The organism is Lysobacter cavernae, assembly GCF_042648505.1.
GTDB lineage: Bacteria > Pseudomonadota > Gammaproteobacteria > Xanthomonadales > Xanthomonadaceae > Lysobacter_L > Lysobacter_L cavernae.
In genome coordinates, this window is record NZ_JBHRXK010000001.1 from 233,277 (window position 1) to 250,587 (window position 17,311).

Annotated in this window: 12 protein-coding genes; 4 read left to right on the forward strand and 8 right to left on the reverse strand. The window is 66.3% G+C overall.

Going from position 1 to position 17,311, the window contains the following annotated elements:
• Positions 1-106: 106 nt before the first annotated feature.
• Together ACFOLC_RS01135 and ACFOLC_RS01140 are read right to left on the reverse strand one after the other, a co-directional pair.
• A complete protein-coding gene (locus ACFOLC_RS01135) occupies positions 107-5,113 on the reverse strand; it encodes an NAD-glutamate dehydrogenase (RefSeq protein ID WP_386756867.1) in 5,007 nt (1,668 codons plus the stop codon).
• Positions 5,114-5,370: 257 nt separating this feature from the next.
• Entirely contained in the window at positions 5,371-6,543 is a 1,173-nt protein-coding gene (locus ACFOLC_RS01140; RefSeq protein WP_386757913.1) for an acyl-CoA dehydrogenase family protein, read from the reverse strand.
• Between the two features lie 240 nt (positions 6,544-6,783).
• Between ACFOLC_RS01140 and ACFOLC_RS01145 the strand changes: the two genes are divergently transcribed.
• The 3 genes from ACFOLC_RS01145 to metH are packed head-to-tail and all read left to right on the forward strand — an operon-like array spanning position 6,784 to position 11,674.
• Positions 6,784-7,755 (forward strand): ArsR/SmtB family transcription factor, encoded by a 972-nt coding sequence (locus ACFOLC_RS01145; protein ID WP_386756868.1) that lies wholly within the window; start codon positions 6,784-6,786, stop codon positions 7,753-7,755.
• Between the two features lie 2 nt (positions 7,756-7,757).
• Positions 7,758-8,870 carry a homocysteine S-methyltransferase family protein gene (locus ACFOLC_RS01150; RefSeq protein WP_386756869.1) on the forward strand — a complete coding sequence of 371 codons (1,113 nt, stop codon included), beginning with the start codon at positions 7,758-7,760 and terminating at the stop codon, positions 8,868-8,870.
• Positions 8,867-11,674 carry a methionine synthase gene (metH, locus tag ACFOLC_RS01155; RefSeq protein ID WP_386756870.1) on the forward strand — a complete coding sequence of 936 codons (2,808 nt, stop codon included), beginning with the start codon at positions 8,867-8,869 and terminating at the stop codon, positions 11,672-11,674. Before ACFOLC_RS01150 ends, metH begins: the two co-directional genes overlap by 4 nt.
• 211 nt (positions 11,675-11,885) lie before the next feature.
• Here metH and ACFOLC_RS01160 read toward each other — a convergent pair whose 3' ends face one another.
• From ACFOLC_RS01160 to ACFOLC_RS01185, 6 genes are all read right to left on the reverse strand, one after another.
• Positions 11,886-12,539 (reverse strand): DUF2058 domain-containing protein, encoded by a 654-nt coding sequence (locus ACFOLC_RS01160; RefSeq protein ID WP_386756871.1) that lies wholly within the window; start codon positions 12,537-12,539, stop codon positions 11,886-11,888.
• Between the two features lie 9 nt (positions 12,540-12,548).
• The gene (locus ACFOLC_RS01165; RefSeq protein ID WP_386756873.1) at positions 12,549-12,779 is read right to left on the reverse strand and encodes a SlyX family protein; all 231 of its coding nucleotides are present in this window, start codon (positions 12,777-12,779) and stop codon (positions 12,549-12,551) included.
• A 16-nt stretch (positions 12,780-12,795) separates the two neighbouring features.
• Entirely contained in the window at positions 12,796-14,136 is a 1,341-nt protein-coding gene (locus ACFOLC_RS01170) for a UDP-glucose dehydrogenase family protein (protein ID WP_386756874.1), read from the reverse strand.
• A gap of 71 nt (positions 14,137-14,207) precedes the next feature.
• Complete coding sequence (locus ACFOLC_RS01175) at positions 14,208-14,999, reverse strand: FKBP-type peptidyl-prolyl cis-trans isomerase (RefSeq protein WP_386756875.1); 792 nt, start codon at positions 14,997-14,999, stop codon at positions 14,208-14,210.
• Positions 15,000-15,097: 98 nt separating this feature from the next.
• Complete coding sequence (locus ACFOLC_RS01180) at positions 15,098-16,033, reverse strand: FKBP-type peptidyl-prolyl cis-trans isomerase N-terminal domain-containing protein (RefSeq protein WP_386756877.1); 936 nt, start codon at positions 16,031-16,033, stop codon at positions 15,098-15,100.
• 134 nt (positions 16,034-16,167) lie between these two features.
• The gene (locus tag ACFOLC_RS01185; protein WP_386756878.1) at positions 16,168-16,752 is read right to left on the reverse strand and encodes a glutathione peroxidase; all 585 of its coding nucleotides are present in this window, start codon (positions 16,750-16,752) and stop codon (positions 16,168-16,170) included.
• 132 nt (positions 16,753-16,884) lie between these two features.
• Here ACFOLC_RS01185 and ACFOLC_RS01190 point away from each other — a divergent pair, with 132 nt between their 5' ends.
• The gene (locus ACFOLC_RS01190) at positions 16,885-17,310 is read left to right on the forward strand and encodes a hypothetical protein (protein WP_386756879.1); all 426 of its coding nucleotides are present in this window, start codon (positions 16,885-16,887) and stop codon (positions 17,308-17,310) included.
• The last annotated feature ends 1 nt before the right edge of the window (position 17,311 follow it).

Below are 17,311 nucleotides of genomic sequence, written 5' to 3' on the forward strand. Positions count from 1 at the left end.
GTGCGATCAGCATAACCCGGGGACCGTGCGGTTCCGTGGTGCGCAGGGCCGGAAACGACGAGCCCGGCGCGGGGCCGGGCTCGTGCATTGCCTCAGGCGATGCGCGTCATGCGCCAGCCGACGCGACCTGCGCCAGGCGACGCACCGCCACCGACAGGGTCGGATAGTCGAGCGTCTTCTGGTTGAGCAGGTCGGCCAGCATGGCCAGGGTGAAGCGCAGCGACGAATCGTCGCGCTTCAGCCAGGCGTCGACCTTGACCTCGGCCGGCTTCTTGCCGCCTTCGGCGAGTATCTGCGAAACCAGCGTGCGGGCCTGGGTGGCCAGTTCGTCGCGCAGTGCGCCGCGTGCCAGCGCCTGCCAGCGGCCGTCGACCGGCAACTGCTCGACCTGCTCGTACAGCCACGGCAAGTGCAGCGCCGCGCCGAGCGCGAAGTAGCCACGCGCCACCTCGACCGGCGACAGCTTGCGCGCCAGCGAAATCTCGACGATGTCGCAACCGAACTCGAGCAGCGGCAACGCGGCCAGTTGTTCAGCCAGCGTCGCCGGCAGGCCCTTGCCCTTCCACTCGGCCACGCGTGCGCCATAGGCTTCACGGCGCACGCCCGAGAGCACGTCGGGAAGCGCGTTGCGAACGGCGTTGAGGCCATCGCCGTAACGCGCCATGGCCGCGGTGATCTCCGGCATCTTGCCCGGACGCGACAGCAGCCAGCGCGACATCGAACGCAGCAGGTGCCAGATGACCTGCAACGCGTCGACCTGCACCGCCTCGGGCACCTTGCCGTCGAGCGCGTCGATCTGCGCCCACAGGCTGCGCGCATCGACCGCCTCGCGGGCGATGGTGTAGGCCTCGGCGACCTCGGCCGGGGTGCGGCCGGTGTCCTCGGTCATGCGCAGGGTGAAGGTCGCACCCATGCGGTTGACCATCGAGTTGGTCACCGCGGTGGCGATGATCTCGCGCTTCAGGCGGTGGTGCTCCATCGCCTTGGCGTACTTGGCCTGCAGCGGCTGCGGGAAGTAACGCACCAGTTCCTTGGACAGGTACGGGTCTTCCGGCACGTCAGAATCGAGCAACTGCTGGAACAGCACGATCTTGGAGTACGACAGCAGCACCGCCAGTTCCGGGCGGGTCAGGCCCTGGCCGCGCGACTTGCGCTCGGCGATATCGGCATCGGACGGCAGGAACTCGATCTGGCGATCGAGCAGGCCCTGCGACTCCAGCGTGCGGATGAAGTGCTGCTTGGAGCCGAGGCGATGCACGCTCATCCGCTCCATCAGGCTGATCGCCTGATTCTGGCGGTAGTTGTCGGTAAGCACCAGCTGGCCGACTTCATCGGTCATCGCCGCCAGCAGCTTGTTGCGCTCCGGCAGCGTCAGCTTCTTCTTCTGCACCTCGCCGTTGAGCAGGATCTTGATGTTGACCTCGTGGTCCGAGGTGTCCACGCCTGCCGAGTTGTCGATAAAGTCGGTATTGAGCAGCACGCCGTGGTGCGCGGCCTCGATGCGACCGAGCTGGGTCATGCCGAGGTTGCCGCCCTCGCCCACCACCTTGCAACGCAGCTCGCGGCCGTTGACGCGCAGGGCGTTGTTGGCGCGGTCGCCGACGTCGCCGTGGGTTTCGCTGCTGGCCTTGACGTAGGTACCGATGCCGCCGTTCCACAACAGGTCAACCGGTGCCTTGAGGATCGCGCTGAGCAGCTCGACCGGGCTCATCGCCGCGATGCCGCTGTCGATGCCGAGCGCGGCCTTGATTTCCGGTGACAGCGGGATCGACTTGGCCGAGCGCGGGTAGATGCCACCGCCCTTGCTGATCAGCTTGGCGTCGTAATCGGCCCAGCTCGAGCGTGGCAGCTTGAACATGCGCTGGCGCTCCTTGAACGTCACCGCGGCATCCGGGTTCGGGTCCAGGAAGATGTGGCGGTGGTCGAACGCGGCCAGCAGGCGGATGTGCTTGCTCAACAGCATGCCGTTGCCGAACACGTCGCCGGACATGTCGCCGACGCCGACCACGGTGAAGTCCTGCTTCTGGCTGTCGCGACCCATCGCGCGGAAGTGGCGCTTGACCGATTCCCAGGCGCCGCGCGCGGTGATGCCCATGCCCTTGTGGTCGTAACCGACCGAACCACCGGAGGCGAATGCGTCGTCGAGCCAGAAGCCATGCGCGCGGGCGATGCCGTTGGCGATGTCGGAGAAGGTCGCGGTGCCCTTGTCGGCGGCCACGACCAGGTACGGGTCGTCGCCGTCGTGGCGCACCACGTTGATCGGCGGCACGATCTTGCCGTCGACGATGTTGTCGGTGATGTCGAGCAGACCGTTGATGAAGCGCTGGTAGCAGGCCACGCCCTCGTTGAACCAGGCATCGCGATCAACCGTCGGGTCGGGCAGCTGCTTGGCGAAGAAGCCGCCCTTGGAGCCGACCGGCACGATCACCGTGTTCTTCACCATCTGCGCCTTGACCAGGCCCAGCACCTCGGTGCGGAAGTCCTCACGGCGGTCCGACCAGCGCAGGCCGCCGCGGGCGACCGGGCCGAAGCGCAGGTGCACGCCTTCGACACGCGGGCCGTAGACAAAGATCTCGCGGTACGGACGCGGCTTGGGCAGGTCCGGCACCTTGCTGGAGTCGAACTTGAAGCTGATGTAGTCGGCCGGGCCGCCGTCGGCGCGTACGCCGCCCTTGCGCTGCATGAAGTAGCTGGTGCGCAAGGTGGCGTCGATCACGCCGATGAAGCTGCGCAGGATGCGGTCCTCGTCGAGGCTGGCGACGCGATCGAGCAGGCCCTTGAGCGTGCTGCGCGCTGCATCGACCTGCTGCTCGCGCTTGTCGGCACGCGCATCGATCAACGGCTTCAGCGCAGCCAGTGCAGCTTCGTCACCGTTGGCCAGCGCCTGCAGCTGCTGGCTGAAGCGCTCCATGCCAGCCTTGATCTCGGCCTTGCTTTCCTTGCCGGTGACCGGATCGAACTTGGCCTCGAACAATTCGACCAGCAGGCGCGCCAGCAACGGGTAGCGATTGAAGGTCGCTTCGACATACGCCTGCGAAAACGGCACGCCAACCTGCAGCAGGTACTTGCAGTAGGCGCGCAGCATGGCGACCTGGCGCCAGGACAGGTTGGCGGCCAGAATCAAGCGGTTGAACCCGTCGTTCTCGGCATTGCCGCGCCAGATCTGGGCGAAGGCCTCCTCGAAATTCGCATCGAGGTTGGCGATGTCCAGGTTCTCGTCGGTCGTCTCGACCTCGAAGTCCTGGATGTACAGCGGCACCTCGTTGGTCACCAGACGGTACGGGTGCTCGGTGATCACCCGCAGGCCCATGTTCTCCATCATCGGCAAGGCGTCCGACAAGGCGATGTCGTTGTACTGGCGGTAGAACTTGAAGCGCAGGCCGCCTTCGCCGCGGTGGGTGCGGTACAGACTCAGGCGCAGGTCGTCGGCGCCGGTCAGCGCGGCCAGGTGCTCGACGTCATCGGCCGCGATACCGGCACTGACCTCTTCGATGTAGCCTGCCGGCAGTGCCCGGCCATAGCCGTTGACCAGGGCCAGGCCACGCTCTTCGCCATGGCGCGCAACGAGTTGCTCGCGCAGGTCGTCGGTCCAGTTGCGGACGATGCCGGCCAGCTCCGCCTCGATCCTGGTGCTGTCGACGTCGATGGTTTCGCCCGACGTCGGCCGCACGATCATGTGCAGTTGCGCCAGCGGCGATTCGCCCAGCATCACCGAGGAGTCGATGTGCTCGCCGTGCAGCTCGCGCTTGAGCATCGCCTCGATGCGCAGGCGCACATCGGTGTTGAAGCGCTCGCGCGGGATGTAGGCCAGCACCGAGAAGAAGCGCCCGTAACGGTCACGGCGCAGGAACAGCTTGCTGCGCACGCGCTCCTGCAAACCAAGGATCGCGGCACTGGCCTGCAGCAGTTCCTGCTCGCTCGACTGGAACAGCTCATCGCGCGGCAGGCTCTCGATGATGTGGCGCAGCGCCTTGCCGCTGTGGCTGTCCGCCGCCAGCCCCGACTTCTCCATCACGTAGTTGTGGCGCTGGCGCACCAGCGGGATGTCCCAGGGGCGACGGTTGTAGGCGCTGGAGGTGTACAGGCCGAGGAAGCGCTCCTCGCGCACCGGCTTGCCCTTGTCGTCGAAGCTGAGCACGCCGATGTAATCCATGTAACCCGGACGGTGCACGGTGGCGCGCGCATTGGTCTTGGTCAGGATCAGCGCGTCGACCGAACCGGACTGCGGCATGTAGTGCGCCGCCAGCGAGGTCAGCAGGCGCGGCTTGCCGACCTCCTGGTCGCGCAGCAGGCCCAGGCCGCTGGCCTTGTTGGCGCGCAACGCATCCTCGCCGCCCTGCTTGACGACGTCGTACTCGCGGTAGCCGAGGAAGGTGAAGTGGTTGTCGGCAGCCCAGCGCAGGAACTCCTGTGCCTCGTGCTTGCCCTCTTTGTTCACCGGCAACTTGCGAGAGGCCAGGTCGTCGGCGACCTCGAGCATCTTGGCGCGCATCTGCGGCCAGTCGCGCACGCTGGCGCGCACGTCGGCCAGAACGGCCTCCAGCGCCTTCTTGATCTTCGGCATCGCCTCGAGCGGCTGGCGGTCGATCTCCAGGTGCATCAGCGATTCAGCCACGCCACCGCCGACCGCCAGCAGTTTGCCAGCCTTGTCGCGCTGGAACGTCACCACCGGATGCCCCAGCACGTGCACGCCAATGCCCTGCTCGGCCAGTGCCATGGTCACCGAGTCGACCAGGAACGGCATGTCGTCGTTGGCGATCTGCACGACGGTGTGGGTCGACTCCCAGCCTTGGCTCTTGAAGGTCGGGTTGAACAGGCGCACCAGCGCGGCGCCCGGCTTGCGCGCGCGGGCGAAATCGAGGAAGTCGGTGGCCAGCTCGGCCCAGCCCTGCGCGTTGTGCTGCGGCAGCTCGTCGCTGCTCATGCGCTTGTAGAAGGCATTGATGAAGGCCTCGGCCTCGGCGTGGCGCGCCTTCGGCAGGTGCTTGCGCATCGCGGCGACGATCGGCTCGAGGGAGACAGTGTCGTTCTGGACGGCATTCTTTTCCGGCGCAGCTTTCTTCGACGTGGCCTTGGCGACGGGTTTGGCTGCAGCGTTACGTTTGGTGCTCATGGGAACGAGGGGTCCGATGGAATGAGGCCCGCGCTTTCGCGCGGGCCAGGGAGATACGATTCAGTACGGAGAACTTGCGGACACGATTGGATGCGGCCCCGCGAGCGATTGACGCACGGCGTCAGGGACCGCTTCGCGTGCGGCGATCTTGGGTGCGCGGGAGCTGGTCTGGAAGAGACAGCTACCGCGCTCCACAGGGCAGGCTGTGGGACGTGACGATCCGAAACGTTTCATGACGTACTCGTCGCGAGCCTGTGCTAGCGCAGGCCCGTCTCGTTGCGGGCGATCACCAGACGCTGGATCTCGCTGGTGCCCTCGTAGATTTCGGTGATCTTGGCGTCGCGGAAGTAACGCTCCAGCGGCATTTCCTTGGAATAGCCCATGCCGCCGTGGATCTGCACGGCTTGGTGGGTAATCCACATCGCCGCTTCGGAGGCGGTGAGCTTGGCGATCGCGGCCTCGTTGGTGAAACGCTGGTCCTGGCCCTTGACCCAAGCCGCGCGCAAGGTCAGCAGCAGCGCCGCGTCGAGCTTGCACTTCATGTCGGCAATCTTGGCCTGGGTCATCTGGAACGCGCCGATCGGCTGGCCAAAGGCCTTGCGCTCGCGCACGTAAGCCAGCGTCGCCTCGTAGGCCGCACGGGCGATGCCGATGGCCTGGCTGGCGATGCCGATGCGGCCGGCGTCGAGCACACCCATGGCGATCTTGAAGCCGTGGCCTTCATCGCCGAGCACTTCATCGGGCTGGGCAACGTAGTCGGCGAACTCGATCTCGCAGGTCGCCGAGGCGCGGATGCCGAGCTTGGGCTCGGTCTTGCCGCGGTGGAAGCCGGCACGGTCTCCGTCAACGAGGAACGCGGTGATGCCGCGTGCGCCCTTCTCCGGTTCGGTCATTGCGAACAGCACGAAGTACTTGGCAACGGGACCGGAGGTGATCCAGCTCTTCTTGCCGTTGATCAGGAACGTGCCGTCGGCCTGCTTGATCGCCTTGCAGCGCATCGCAGTGGCATCGGAGCCGGACTGCGGCTCGGTCAGTGCAAACGCACCGATCTCGCGCCCCTCGGCAATCGCACGCACGTACAACTGTTTCTGCGCCTCGGTGCCGAACTTGAGGATGCCGTTGCAGAACAGCGAATTATTGACCGACACGATGGTCGAATGCGCGGCATCGCCGGCAGCGATCTCCACCATCGCCAGCACGTAGCTGATCGGGTCCATGCCGGCGCCGCCATACTCGGCCGGCACCTCGATGCCCATCAGGCCGTTTTCGCCGAGGGTGCGGATATTGGCGAGCGGAAACTCGCCCGTCTGGTCGTGGTGCTCGGCGCTGGGAGCAATTTTTTCCTGGGCGATGCGGCGCGCCACATCCTGGATCATCAACTGCTCTTCAGTGAAGCGAAAATCCACGTCGGCACCTCGGGCTGCAAGTATTGGGTAATTTGACCGCTACAGACAGAGAATTGTAGCTGGCTCGTGCCGGATTCGCAGGCCCGAGGTATGTTGCGCAGCGCCATACCCGCCCTTTTCCGCCTGCGGCGGAAACCGCCCCTAACTAAGGGGCTAGGGTAAAGACTCACTACTACATCCCCACTACGCACTTCGATCTTCTGCCTTGACCCTCGCGCCCTTGCGCATCAAACTTATCGCTATATCGCGATAGGTTGATGAAGCATGGATCTGGAAGGCTGGTCGTCCCGACTCAAGGTGTTTGCCGACGCCACGCGCGTGCGGTTGCTGGCGCTGCTTGAGCGCGAGGAGCTCACCGTCGCCGAGCTCTCGGCCATCACCCGCCTCGCCCAGCCGCGCGTTTCGACGCATCTGGCAAAACTGAAGGAGGCCAGCCTGGTGCGCGACCGCCGCTCCGGCGTGTCGGCCTACTACCGCTTCGACGAGGCAGCGCTGGATTCGGCGCAACGCGCCCTGTGGCAGACCCTGCGCGAGGGCAGCGATGACCCGTTGCTGCGCCAGGATGGCGAACGTGTCGGCGCCGTGCTGGCCATGCGCGCGGCCGATCAGAACTGGGCCGACTCGGTCGCCGGCGACATGGAGCGGCACTACTCGCCCGGCCGCACCTGGGAGGCACTGGCGCGCTCGGCGTTGCCGCTGCTCGAGCCGGGCGACGTGCTCGATATCGCCTCCGGCGACGGCGTGCTGGCCGAATTGCTGGCCCCGCACTCGCATCGCTACGTCTGCCTCGACTCCAGCACCAAGGTGGTTCTGGCCGCCTCGGAGCGCCTGCGCCGGCTGAAGAACGTCGAGGTGCGCGAGGGCGACATGCACGCGCTGCCGTTCGCCGACGCGCACTTCGATCTGGTCGTGTTGATGCACGCGCTGACCTATGCCGACCATCCGGGCCAGGCCGTGACCGAGGCCGCACGCGTGCTGCGTCCAGGCGGCCGCCTGCTGCTGACCAGCCTGGCCCGGCACGAGCACCGCGGCGCGGTCGAGGCGTATGGCCACGTCAATCTCGGTTTCAGCGAGAAGGATCTGACGAAGTTCGTCGGCAAGGCCGGCTTCGACATCGTCAGCTGCGAAACCGTGACCCGCGAACGCCGCCCTCCGCATTTCGAAGTGATTGCCCTGATCGCTCGCAAGCCTGTCGATGACAGCGCGCCTGCCCGCAAGCCGTCCAAGAAGGCCTGACCATGCACACCCTGCCATGGCTCCACCCAGAACGCGCAAACGCCCTGCAGCAACGCCTGCGCGAGCGCATCCTGATCATCGACGGCGCAATGGGCACGATGATCCAGCGCCACGAGCTCGACGAAGCCGCTTACCGCGGCGAACGTTTTTCGCAGGGCTACGACCGCCTGTACGCGCCGGCCGAACACGCCCACGGCGATGGTTGCGGCTGCAGTCGCGACCAACGCGGCAACAACGACCTGCTCAGCCTGACCCAACCGGCGATCATCGGCGACATCCACGCGCAGTACCTCGATGCCGGCGCCGACCTGATCGAAACCAACACCTTCAATTCGACCACGATCTCGCTGTCCGATTACGGCCTGGCGCACCTCGCCCGCGAGCTCAACGAAACCGGCGCCCGTCTCGCCCGCGCCGCCTGCGACGCCGCCGAGGCCCGCGACCCGAGCCGGCCGCGTTTCGTCATCGGCGTGCTCGGCCCGACCAGTCGCACCGCTTCACTCAGCCCGGACGTCAACCGTCCCGGCTTCCGCGCAATCAGCTTCGACGAACTGCGTGTGGCCTACCGCGAGGCCACCGACGGCCTGATCGACGGCGGCGCCGATGTGCTGATGGTCGAGACCGTGTTCGACACGCTCAATGCCAAGGCCGCGCTGTTTGCGATCGAGGAGGCGTTCGAGGCGCGCGGCGCGCGCCTGCCGGTGATGATCTCGGGCACGATCACTGACGCTTCCGGCCGCACCCTCTCGGGCCAGACTGCCGAGGCGTTCTGGTACTCGCTGCGGCACTCGCAGCCAATGGCCATTGGCCTGAACTGCGCGCTCGGTGCCAAGGACCTGCGCGTGCACGTCGACGTACTGGCGCAGGTCGCCGACGCCTATGTCAGCACTCATCCGAATGCCGGCCTGCCGAATGCATTCGGCGGTTACGACGAGACCCCGGAGGACATGGCCGCGGTGCTGGGCGAGTTCGCCGAGGCGGGCCTGCTCAACCTGGTCGGGGGCTGTTGCGGCACCACGCCGGCGCATATCGCTGCGATTGCGCAGGCCGTGCAAGCGCATCCACCGCGCACGCTCCCGGCGCTTGAGCGCGCTGACCAGGACCTGGCCGCATGAGTGCACTGCCACGTCAGACCCGGCTGAGCGGCCTGGAGCCGCTGCAGATCACTCCGCAGAGCAACTTCGTCAACGTCGGCGAGCGCACCAACGTCACCGGTTCGGCCCAGTTCAAGAAGCTGATCCTCGAAGACCGTTATGACGAGGCCGTGGTGGTCGCTCGGCAGCAGGTGGAAAGCGGCGCCCAGGTCATCGACGTCAACATGGACGAGGGCCTGCTCGATTCCGAGCAGGCGATGGTCACCTACCTCAACCTGATCGCCGCCGAGCCCGACATCGCGCGCGTGCCGGTGATGGTCGACAGCTCCAAGTGGAGCGTGATCGAGGCCGGCCTGAAGTGCCTGCAAGGCAAGGGCATCGTCAACTCGATCTCGATGAAGGAAGGCGAGACCGAGTTCCTGCGCCAGGCACGGCTGGTGCGCCGCTATGGCGCCGCCGTGGTGGTCATGGCCTTCGACGAGGTCGGCCAGGCCGACAGCATCGAGCGCAAGGTCGAGATCTGCTCGCGTGCCTACCAGCTGCTCACGCAGCAGATCGGCTTCCCGCCCGAGGACATCATCTTCGACCCCAACGTGTTCGCGATCGCCACCGGCATCGAGGAGCACAACAACTACGCGGTCGATTTCATCGAAGCCACGCGCGAGCTCAAGCGCCGCTTCCCGTACAGCCACATCTCCGGCGGCGTGTCCAACGTCAGCTTCTCGTTCCGCGGCAACGAACCGGTGCGCCAGGCGATCCACGCGGTGTTCCTGTACCACGCGATCAAGGCCGGCATGGACATGGGCATCGTCAACGCCGGTGCGCTGCCGCTGTACGACGATCTCGACGCCGACCTGCGCGAGCGCGTCGAGGACGTGGTACTCAACCGTCGCCCCGACGGCACCGAGCGACTGCTCGAGATTGCGGACAGGTTCAAGGGCAAGAAGGGCGAGAAGAAGGTCGAGGACCTGGCTTGGCGCGAGAAGCCAGTGCGCGATCGTCTCTCGCATTCGCTGGTGCACGGCATCGACCAGTACATCGAGACCGACACCGAAGAAGCGCGCGCACAATCCACGCGCCCGCTCGACGTGATCGAAGGACCGCTGATGGACGGCATGAACGTGGTCGGCGACCTGTTCGGCGCCGGCAAGATGTTCCTGCCGCAGGTGGTGAAGTCGGCACGGGTGATGAAAAAAGCCGTGGCCTACCTGCTGCCCTACATCGAGGCGGAAAAGCTGCGTACCGGCGATGTCGGCAAGTCCAATGGCAAGATCGTCATGGCCACGGTCAAGGGCGACGTGCACGACATCGGCAAGAACATCGTCGGCGTGGTACTGGCCTGCAACAACTTCGACGTCATCGACCTGGGCGTGATGGTGCCGGCACAGACCATCCTCGACCGCGCACGCGCCGAGAACGCCGACCTGATCGGCCTGTCCGGCCTGATCACGCCGTCACTGGAAGAGATGAGCCACGTCGCCAAGGAGATGCAGCGCCAGGGCTTCACGATGCCGCTGCTGATCGGTGGCGCGACCACCTCGCGCGCGCACACGGCGCTCAAGATCGACCCGCACTACAAGTCGCCGACGGTGTGGGTGAAGGACGCCTCGCGTGCGGTCGGCGTGGCGCAGTCGCTGATCAGCATCGAGCTGCGTGAGCCGTTCGTCGCTGCCAATTCCGCCGATTACGCCGAAATCCGCGAGCGCCACAAGACCCGTGGCGATGGCAAGCGCCTGGTGCCACTGGCCAAGGCGCGTGGCCAGCGCTTCAACGGCAGCTGGGCCGATTACACCCCGCCAGCGCCGAAGCAGCCGGGACTGCACGTGCTCGACGATTACTCCTTGGCCGAGCTGGTCGAGTACATCGACTGGACGCCGTTCTTCAACACCTGGGAGCTGGCCGGTCGCTATCCGGCCATCCTCAGCGACGAGATTGTCGGTGCCCAAGCCAACGAGTTGTATCGCGACGCGCGCGCGATGCTGAAGCAGATCGTCGACGAGAAGTGGCTGACCGCGAAAGCCGTGTTCGCGCTGTGGTCGGCCAATGCAATCGGTGACGATGTGGTCGTGGAGACTGCTGCCCTTCTCCCCTCGGGAGAAGGTGTCCGAAGGGCGGATGAGGGTACGGCAAAGCAATCGACGACCGAGTCACCATCATCTCCCCGAACCCTCACCCCAACCCCTCTCCCGGAGGGAGAGGGGTTTCACACCACCCTGCACTTCCTGCGCCAGCAGGCCGACAAGCCCATCGATCGCCCCGACTTCTGCCTGGCCGACTTCATCGCGCCCAAGGACTCGGGCAAACAGGACTGGATCGGCGCGTTCGCCGTCACCGCCGGCATCGGCATCGAGGCGCACGTGGCCCGCTTCGAGGCCGCGTTCGACGACTACAACGCCATCATGCTCAAGGCACTGGCCGACCGCTTCGCCGAGGCGCTGGCCGAACGCCTGCATCAACGCGTGCGCAAGGAATTCTGGGGCTACGCGGCCGACGAAGCGCTCGACAACGACGCGTTGATCGGCGAAGGCTATCGCGGCATCCGCCCGGCCCCGGGCTACCCCGCCTGCCCCGAGCACAGCGAGAAAGCCACGCTGTTCCGCTTGCTCGATGCCGAGAGCAACGCCGGTATCCGCCTGACCGAAAGCTTCGCCATGTACCCGGCCGCGGCCGTGTCCGGCTATTACTTCAGCCACCCCGACAGCCAGTACTTCGTCGTCGGCCGCGTGTCGAAGGAGCAGGTCGAGGACTATGCCCGACGCAAGGGAGTGCCTGTTTTGCAGGCCGAGCGCTGGTTGGCCTCCAATCTCGACTATGACCCCGAGTAGCGGCAACGGCGCGCGGCGGCACGGATCCGTCTTCGCCACCGTATGCGGAGGCGGCGCGGCGTCAAACCTGGATTACACGCGGAACAATTCCCCGTCCCCCAGGAGCCCTGGGGGATGTAGGAGCGGCTTCAGCCGCGAGCTTTGGCTCTAGCTGGTCGGATAACGCAAACGGCACAAGCTCGCGGCTGAAGCCGCTCCTACAAAGCCGCGGTCACCAGACCAGGTCGTCGGGTACCTGGTACTTCGGGTCGGCGTAGGGATCGCCTTCGGCCGGCGCATCGGGGTCGATCTTGAGCGCGACGCTTGGGGCGAAGACGGCTTCGGCCTGCGCCAGCAGTTCCGCGCTGACCAGCAGGTAGCGACCGTCCATCTGCAACACGCCCAATTCGCCGGCGTTGAGCGCCTTGAGCTGCGCCTGCGTGACGTAGATGCGCTTGATCTTGCCGCCGTACGGGAAGTGTCGGGCGATCTCGGCATCGGCGGCATTCAATACCTTGTCCTTGACCAGTTCGGCGAGCTTGGCGCGCGCCTCACGGCGCAGGCGCGCCTCTTCCTGCTTGGCGGCCTCGGCGGCGATGCGCTCGTCCTTCTCGCGCTGGGCGCGAATCGCATAGGCCTTGGCGAGGTCGATGTCCTCACGCGTGCGCGGCTTGCCCTGCCCCGGCCGCTGCTGCGGTCCGGGTTTGCGCGAGTCGGATTTGCGCAGGTCGTGCTTGGCACCCGGCCGGTTGGCCGGCTTGCCGGCCACGTGGCCGCGACGATCTCCGCCGGGCTTTGGGCCGGACTTGGCGGGGGGCGTGCGCTCGGGCTTGGGAGCGGGCTTGAACCCCAGGCCCAGCAATTGGTCTCGAAGAGTGTCGCTCATGGCGTCGGATCAGTAGTGCGGCGGTGGCGGTTCTTGGGTGGGGTCGGCCGAGAACGGGCTGGCCGACAGCGCGGTGCGCAATTGCCGGAGCTCTTCGAGCGCGCGGTGCAGCAGCAAGGCGGTGCGCGCCTCTTCGTTGCGGGCCGCGGCCAGCGCATCGCTGAGCTCGGCCAGCGCGTGCTCCTGGAAGGCAAGCCGCGTCTCCAGGTCGATCAGGCGCTGTGCAATATCACTGCTCATCACTTAGTCCAGCAGGTCAGTTCAACAAAATCGAGCGACCGCGGCCGATGCCGTAATAAGCCAGCCCGGCGGCCTCGACCTCGTCGGGGTGATAGAGGTTGCGTCCGTCGAAGATCACGCCGTCGGCCAGCGACTGGCGCAAGCGCTGGAAATCGGGGCTGCGGAACTGCTTCCATTCGGTCACCACGACCAGCGCATCGGCGTCGACCAGGGCAGCGCGCGCGGAGTCGCACAGCACCAGGTCCTCGCGCTCGCCGAAGATGCGCTGCGCCTCGTGGCTGGCCTCGGGGTCGTAGGCGCGCACCTTGGCGCCGGCCTGCCACAGCAGTTCCAGCAAGCGTCGGCTCGAGGCCTCACGCATGTCATCGGTATTGGGCTTGAACGCCAGGCCCCACACGGCGAAGGTCTTGCCGGCGATGTCGGTACCGTAATGACGCTGGACCAGCTCGAACAGATGGCCCTTCTGGCTGTCGTTGACCGCCTCGACCGCATCGAGCAGGCGCGCGCCGTAGCCGTGCTGCTGGGCCGTCTTCGCCAGCGCCTGCACGTCCTTGGGAAAGCACGAGCCGCCGTAACCGGCACCCGGGTAGATGAAGTGCCAGCCGATGCGCGGGTCCGAACCGATGCCCTGGCGCACCATCTCGACGTCGGCACCGACCTTCTCGGCGATGTTGGCGATCTCGTTCATGAAGCTGATCTTGGTCGCCAGCATCGCGTTGGCGGCGTACTTGGTCAGCTCGGCCGAGCGCACGTCCATCACCACGATGCGCTCGTGATTGCGGTTGAACGGCGCGTACAGGCGCTTGAGTTTCTCGACCGCCGCCGGATTGCTGGCGCCGATCACGATGCGGTCCGGGCGCATGCAGTCGTTGACCGCATCGCCTTCCTTGAGGAATTCCGGGTTGGAGGCGACGTCGAACGCGACCCCGGCCCCGCGCGCCGACAACTCGGCCGCAATGGTCGAGCGCACCTTGTCGGCGGTGCCGACGGGTACGGTCGACTTGTTGACCACCACCACCGGCCGCTCGATGTGCTGGCCGATGGTCTGGGCCACCGCCAGCACGTACTTGAGGTCGGCGCTGCCGTCCTCGTCGGGCGGCGTGCCGACGGCAATGAAGATCACGTCGCCGTGGCCGACCGCCGTGGCGGCATCGGTGGTGAAATGCAGGCGGCCGGCGGCGTGGTTGGCCTTGACCATCGGCTCCAGGCCCGGCTCGTAGATCGGGATCACGCCGCGGTTGAGGCCATCGACCTTGGCCGCATCGATGTCGACGCAGACCACGTCATGGCCGACATCGGCCAGGCAGGTGCCGGTGACCAGGCCGACATAACCGGTACCGAAGATGGTGACGCGCATGCAGAGCCCTTCACTGTGAAGCAATCACACCGGCGGCACTCCCTGCCGCCGGTGTTCGGTGCGGACGGCGCTTACTTGGCGCCGGGTTTCACGATGTCGAGCAGTTCGACCTCGAACACCAGGGTCGAGTTCGGCCCGATCGGACCGGCGCCCTTCTCGCCGTAAGCCAGATTGGCCGGAATCCAGAAGCGGTACTTGCTGCCGGCCGGCATCAGCGCGATGCCCTCCTGCCAGCCCGGCACGAGCTGGTTCAGCACGAACGTCGCCGGCTGGCCACGGTCGTAGGAGCTGTCGAAGGTCTTGCCGTCGAGCAACGCGCCCTTGTAGTGCGCGCTGACCGCATCGGTCACCTTCGGCTTGGCGCCCTTGCCTTCGGTTAGCACCTGGTATTGCAGGCCCGAGGCGGTGGTGACCACACCCGGCTTCTTGCCGTTCTCCGCCAGGAATTTCTGGCCTTCTTCCAGGTTCTTCTTGGCGTCGGCCATCATCTTGGCGATCTGCTGGGCCTGCACCTTCTGCGCGAAGGCCTCGCGGATCTCACCGGCCTGCTTCTCGTCCAGCAGCGGCTTCTCGCCGGCCAGCGAGCTCTTGAGCGCCTTGTGCAGGGTGTCGAGATCGATCTCGTCCTTGACCTGCTCCAGCGAGCGGGCCATGTCCATGCCGATCATGTAGCTGACCTGCTCCTTCTCGGTCGCCAGGCCCGGGATCGCCTTGGCGCCGTCGGTCTTGGCCGCGTCCTTGGCGGTCTCGGCGGTGGTGGCGTCCGCCTTGTCGGCGGGCTTGTTGCAGGCGGCGGCGAGCACGGCCAGCGAGGCCACGGTCAGGGCAAGCGCGGTGTGGCGCAGGCGGGGCTTCATCGACATCGAATCGAACTCCTAGGGGGACGGGACCACCGGCGTCAAGCCGGCGGTCGGGGCAGACAAACTGCCTGCGGCGAGCTGAACAGTACGCGTATCTGCGGTCAGAGGATCGCCATCAGCTCGACGTCGAACACCAGCGTCGCGTTGGGACCGATCGGGCCGCCCGGGGTGCCCTTGCCGCCATAAGCCAGATCGCCGGGGATCCAGAAGCGGAACTTGCTGCCGACCGGCATCATCGCCACGCCCTCGGTCCAGCCCGCGATCACCTGGTTCAGGGCGAATTCGGCCGGCTGGCCACGCTCGTAGGAGCTGTCGAACACGGTGCCGTCGAGCAAGGTGCCGTGGTAATTGACGCGAACGCGGTCGGTCGTCGCCGGGCGCGCGCCCGCGCCCTGGCGCAGCACCATGTACTGCAGGCCCGAGCCGGTGGTGAACACGCCCTTGACGGCCTTGTTCTCGGTCAGGAACTTGGCGCCGTCGGCCTTGTTCTTGTCGCCGACGGCGGAGGCCTGGGCCTGCATCTTGGTCTGGATCTTCTGCTGGAAAGCCTCGCGGACCGGGCCGACCTCGGCCTCGCTCAGCAACGGCTTGCCCTTGGCGAACGAGGTGCGGATCGCCTGCACCAGCACCGGCAACTCCAGCTCGTCCTTGATCGGTGCCAGTGAGCGGCCGACGTCGGCGCCGACCAGGTAGGCGACCTTGTCCTTGGCCACGTCCGGCACCTTGCCACCGGCCGGGGCCTGGCCGGAACGCGAGGCGATGCGCTGCATCAGCGCCGGGCCGACAGCCTGCGCCTCGGTCTCGCTGAGCAGCGGCTTGCCGCCGTCGAAGGCATTCTTGATGGCGCGCTCAAAGGCAGCCAGATCGATGTCCGGCGCCACCGGGGCGATGGATTGGGCGATGTCGCTACCGACCATGTAACTGGCCTTCTCGCGTTCGGTGTTCAGCACGGTCTTGTCCTGGGCAAATGCTGCCGCGCTGATCAGCGTGGCCGCGGTGGTGAGCAACACGGCGGCGCCGCGCACAAAAGCCTTCATCGAGTCCCTACTCCGTTGTTTGAGACGCCCGGACACGCAGGACCGGGCTGGCAGAAGGATCTGCCTGACGCCGCGCAGGGCGACGCAAGCCGTTCATTGTCGCGGGCCGCGCGCGCAACGGCAATCGCCGGCAATCAATGCGTCCCCGCCGCCGGGGCCTGCAATGCCTTTTCGATCGCGGCGACCACGGTGGGATCGTCCGGCGTGACCTTGCTGCCGTAGCTGGCGATGAGGCGGCCGTCGCGGCCGATCAGGTACTTGTGGAAGTTCCACTTCGGCGCCTCGCCGGCCGACTTGGCCAGATCCTTGTACAGCGGCGTGGCCTGGTCGCCGATCACATGAACCTTCTCGAACATCGGGAACTTGACGCCGTAGGTGAGCGTGCAGAACTGCTGGATCTGCGCTTCGTCCTCGAACTCCTGCGCCTTGAAATCGCCGGACGGGAAGCCGAGTACGGCAAATCCCCTGCCCTTGTACTTGGCGTGCAAGGCCTCGAGCGCTTCGAACTGTGGAGTGAAGCCGCACTTGCTGGCGGTGTTGACCACCAGCAGCACATCGCCGCCGTAAGTGGTCGTGAGGTTGACCGGTGTCTTGCCGGCCAGCGGCCGGTAACTGCGGTCGAGCAGACCGCCGGTGGCCGCGGCCAAAGTCGACACCAGCAGCAAAGACAGGACGGGAACGCCGGCGAGATGCTTGCGGAGGCTCGGGGACAGGCGCATGGCGGGCTCAGGAGTCAGGAATAAGGGGCTGGGCCGATTATGACTTTAGTTGGGTAGAACGGGCTTGACGGGACATATTTAGGTGTTATAGTTGACTACAACACCGGTTGACCAACGAGCAGGACGTTCATCATGAACCGCAAGCTCCACAACGCGTTTACCGCCCTGATGGTCTCCGGCGCCGCACTGGCGCTGGGCCTGACCTTCGCGCTTCCCGTTCCGCAACCCGTCCAGCCCGAGGCCATCGCGTTGCAACTGGGGGCACTCGATGCCAGCTTCACACCGACCGACCCGGCTTCGGATAACACCGTCCAGGGGCACGCCGCCCAGGCCGAGGCGCTGGCCCGCAGCATCGGGCGCCGCAGCGCCAAGGTCGAAACCCTGGCCGACGCCGCCGCCCTGACGGCCGAGATCGCCACCATCGTCGCCCTCGCCGGTCGCCTCGAAGCCTCCGAGCAGGCCGCCATCGAAATCGAAAAGAAGCAGGCACGGACAGCCTCCCGGCGCAGCCGGCAAACCCTCGTCATGCCTTATTTCTCATTCGCACCGCGGGGCTGAA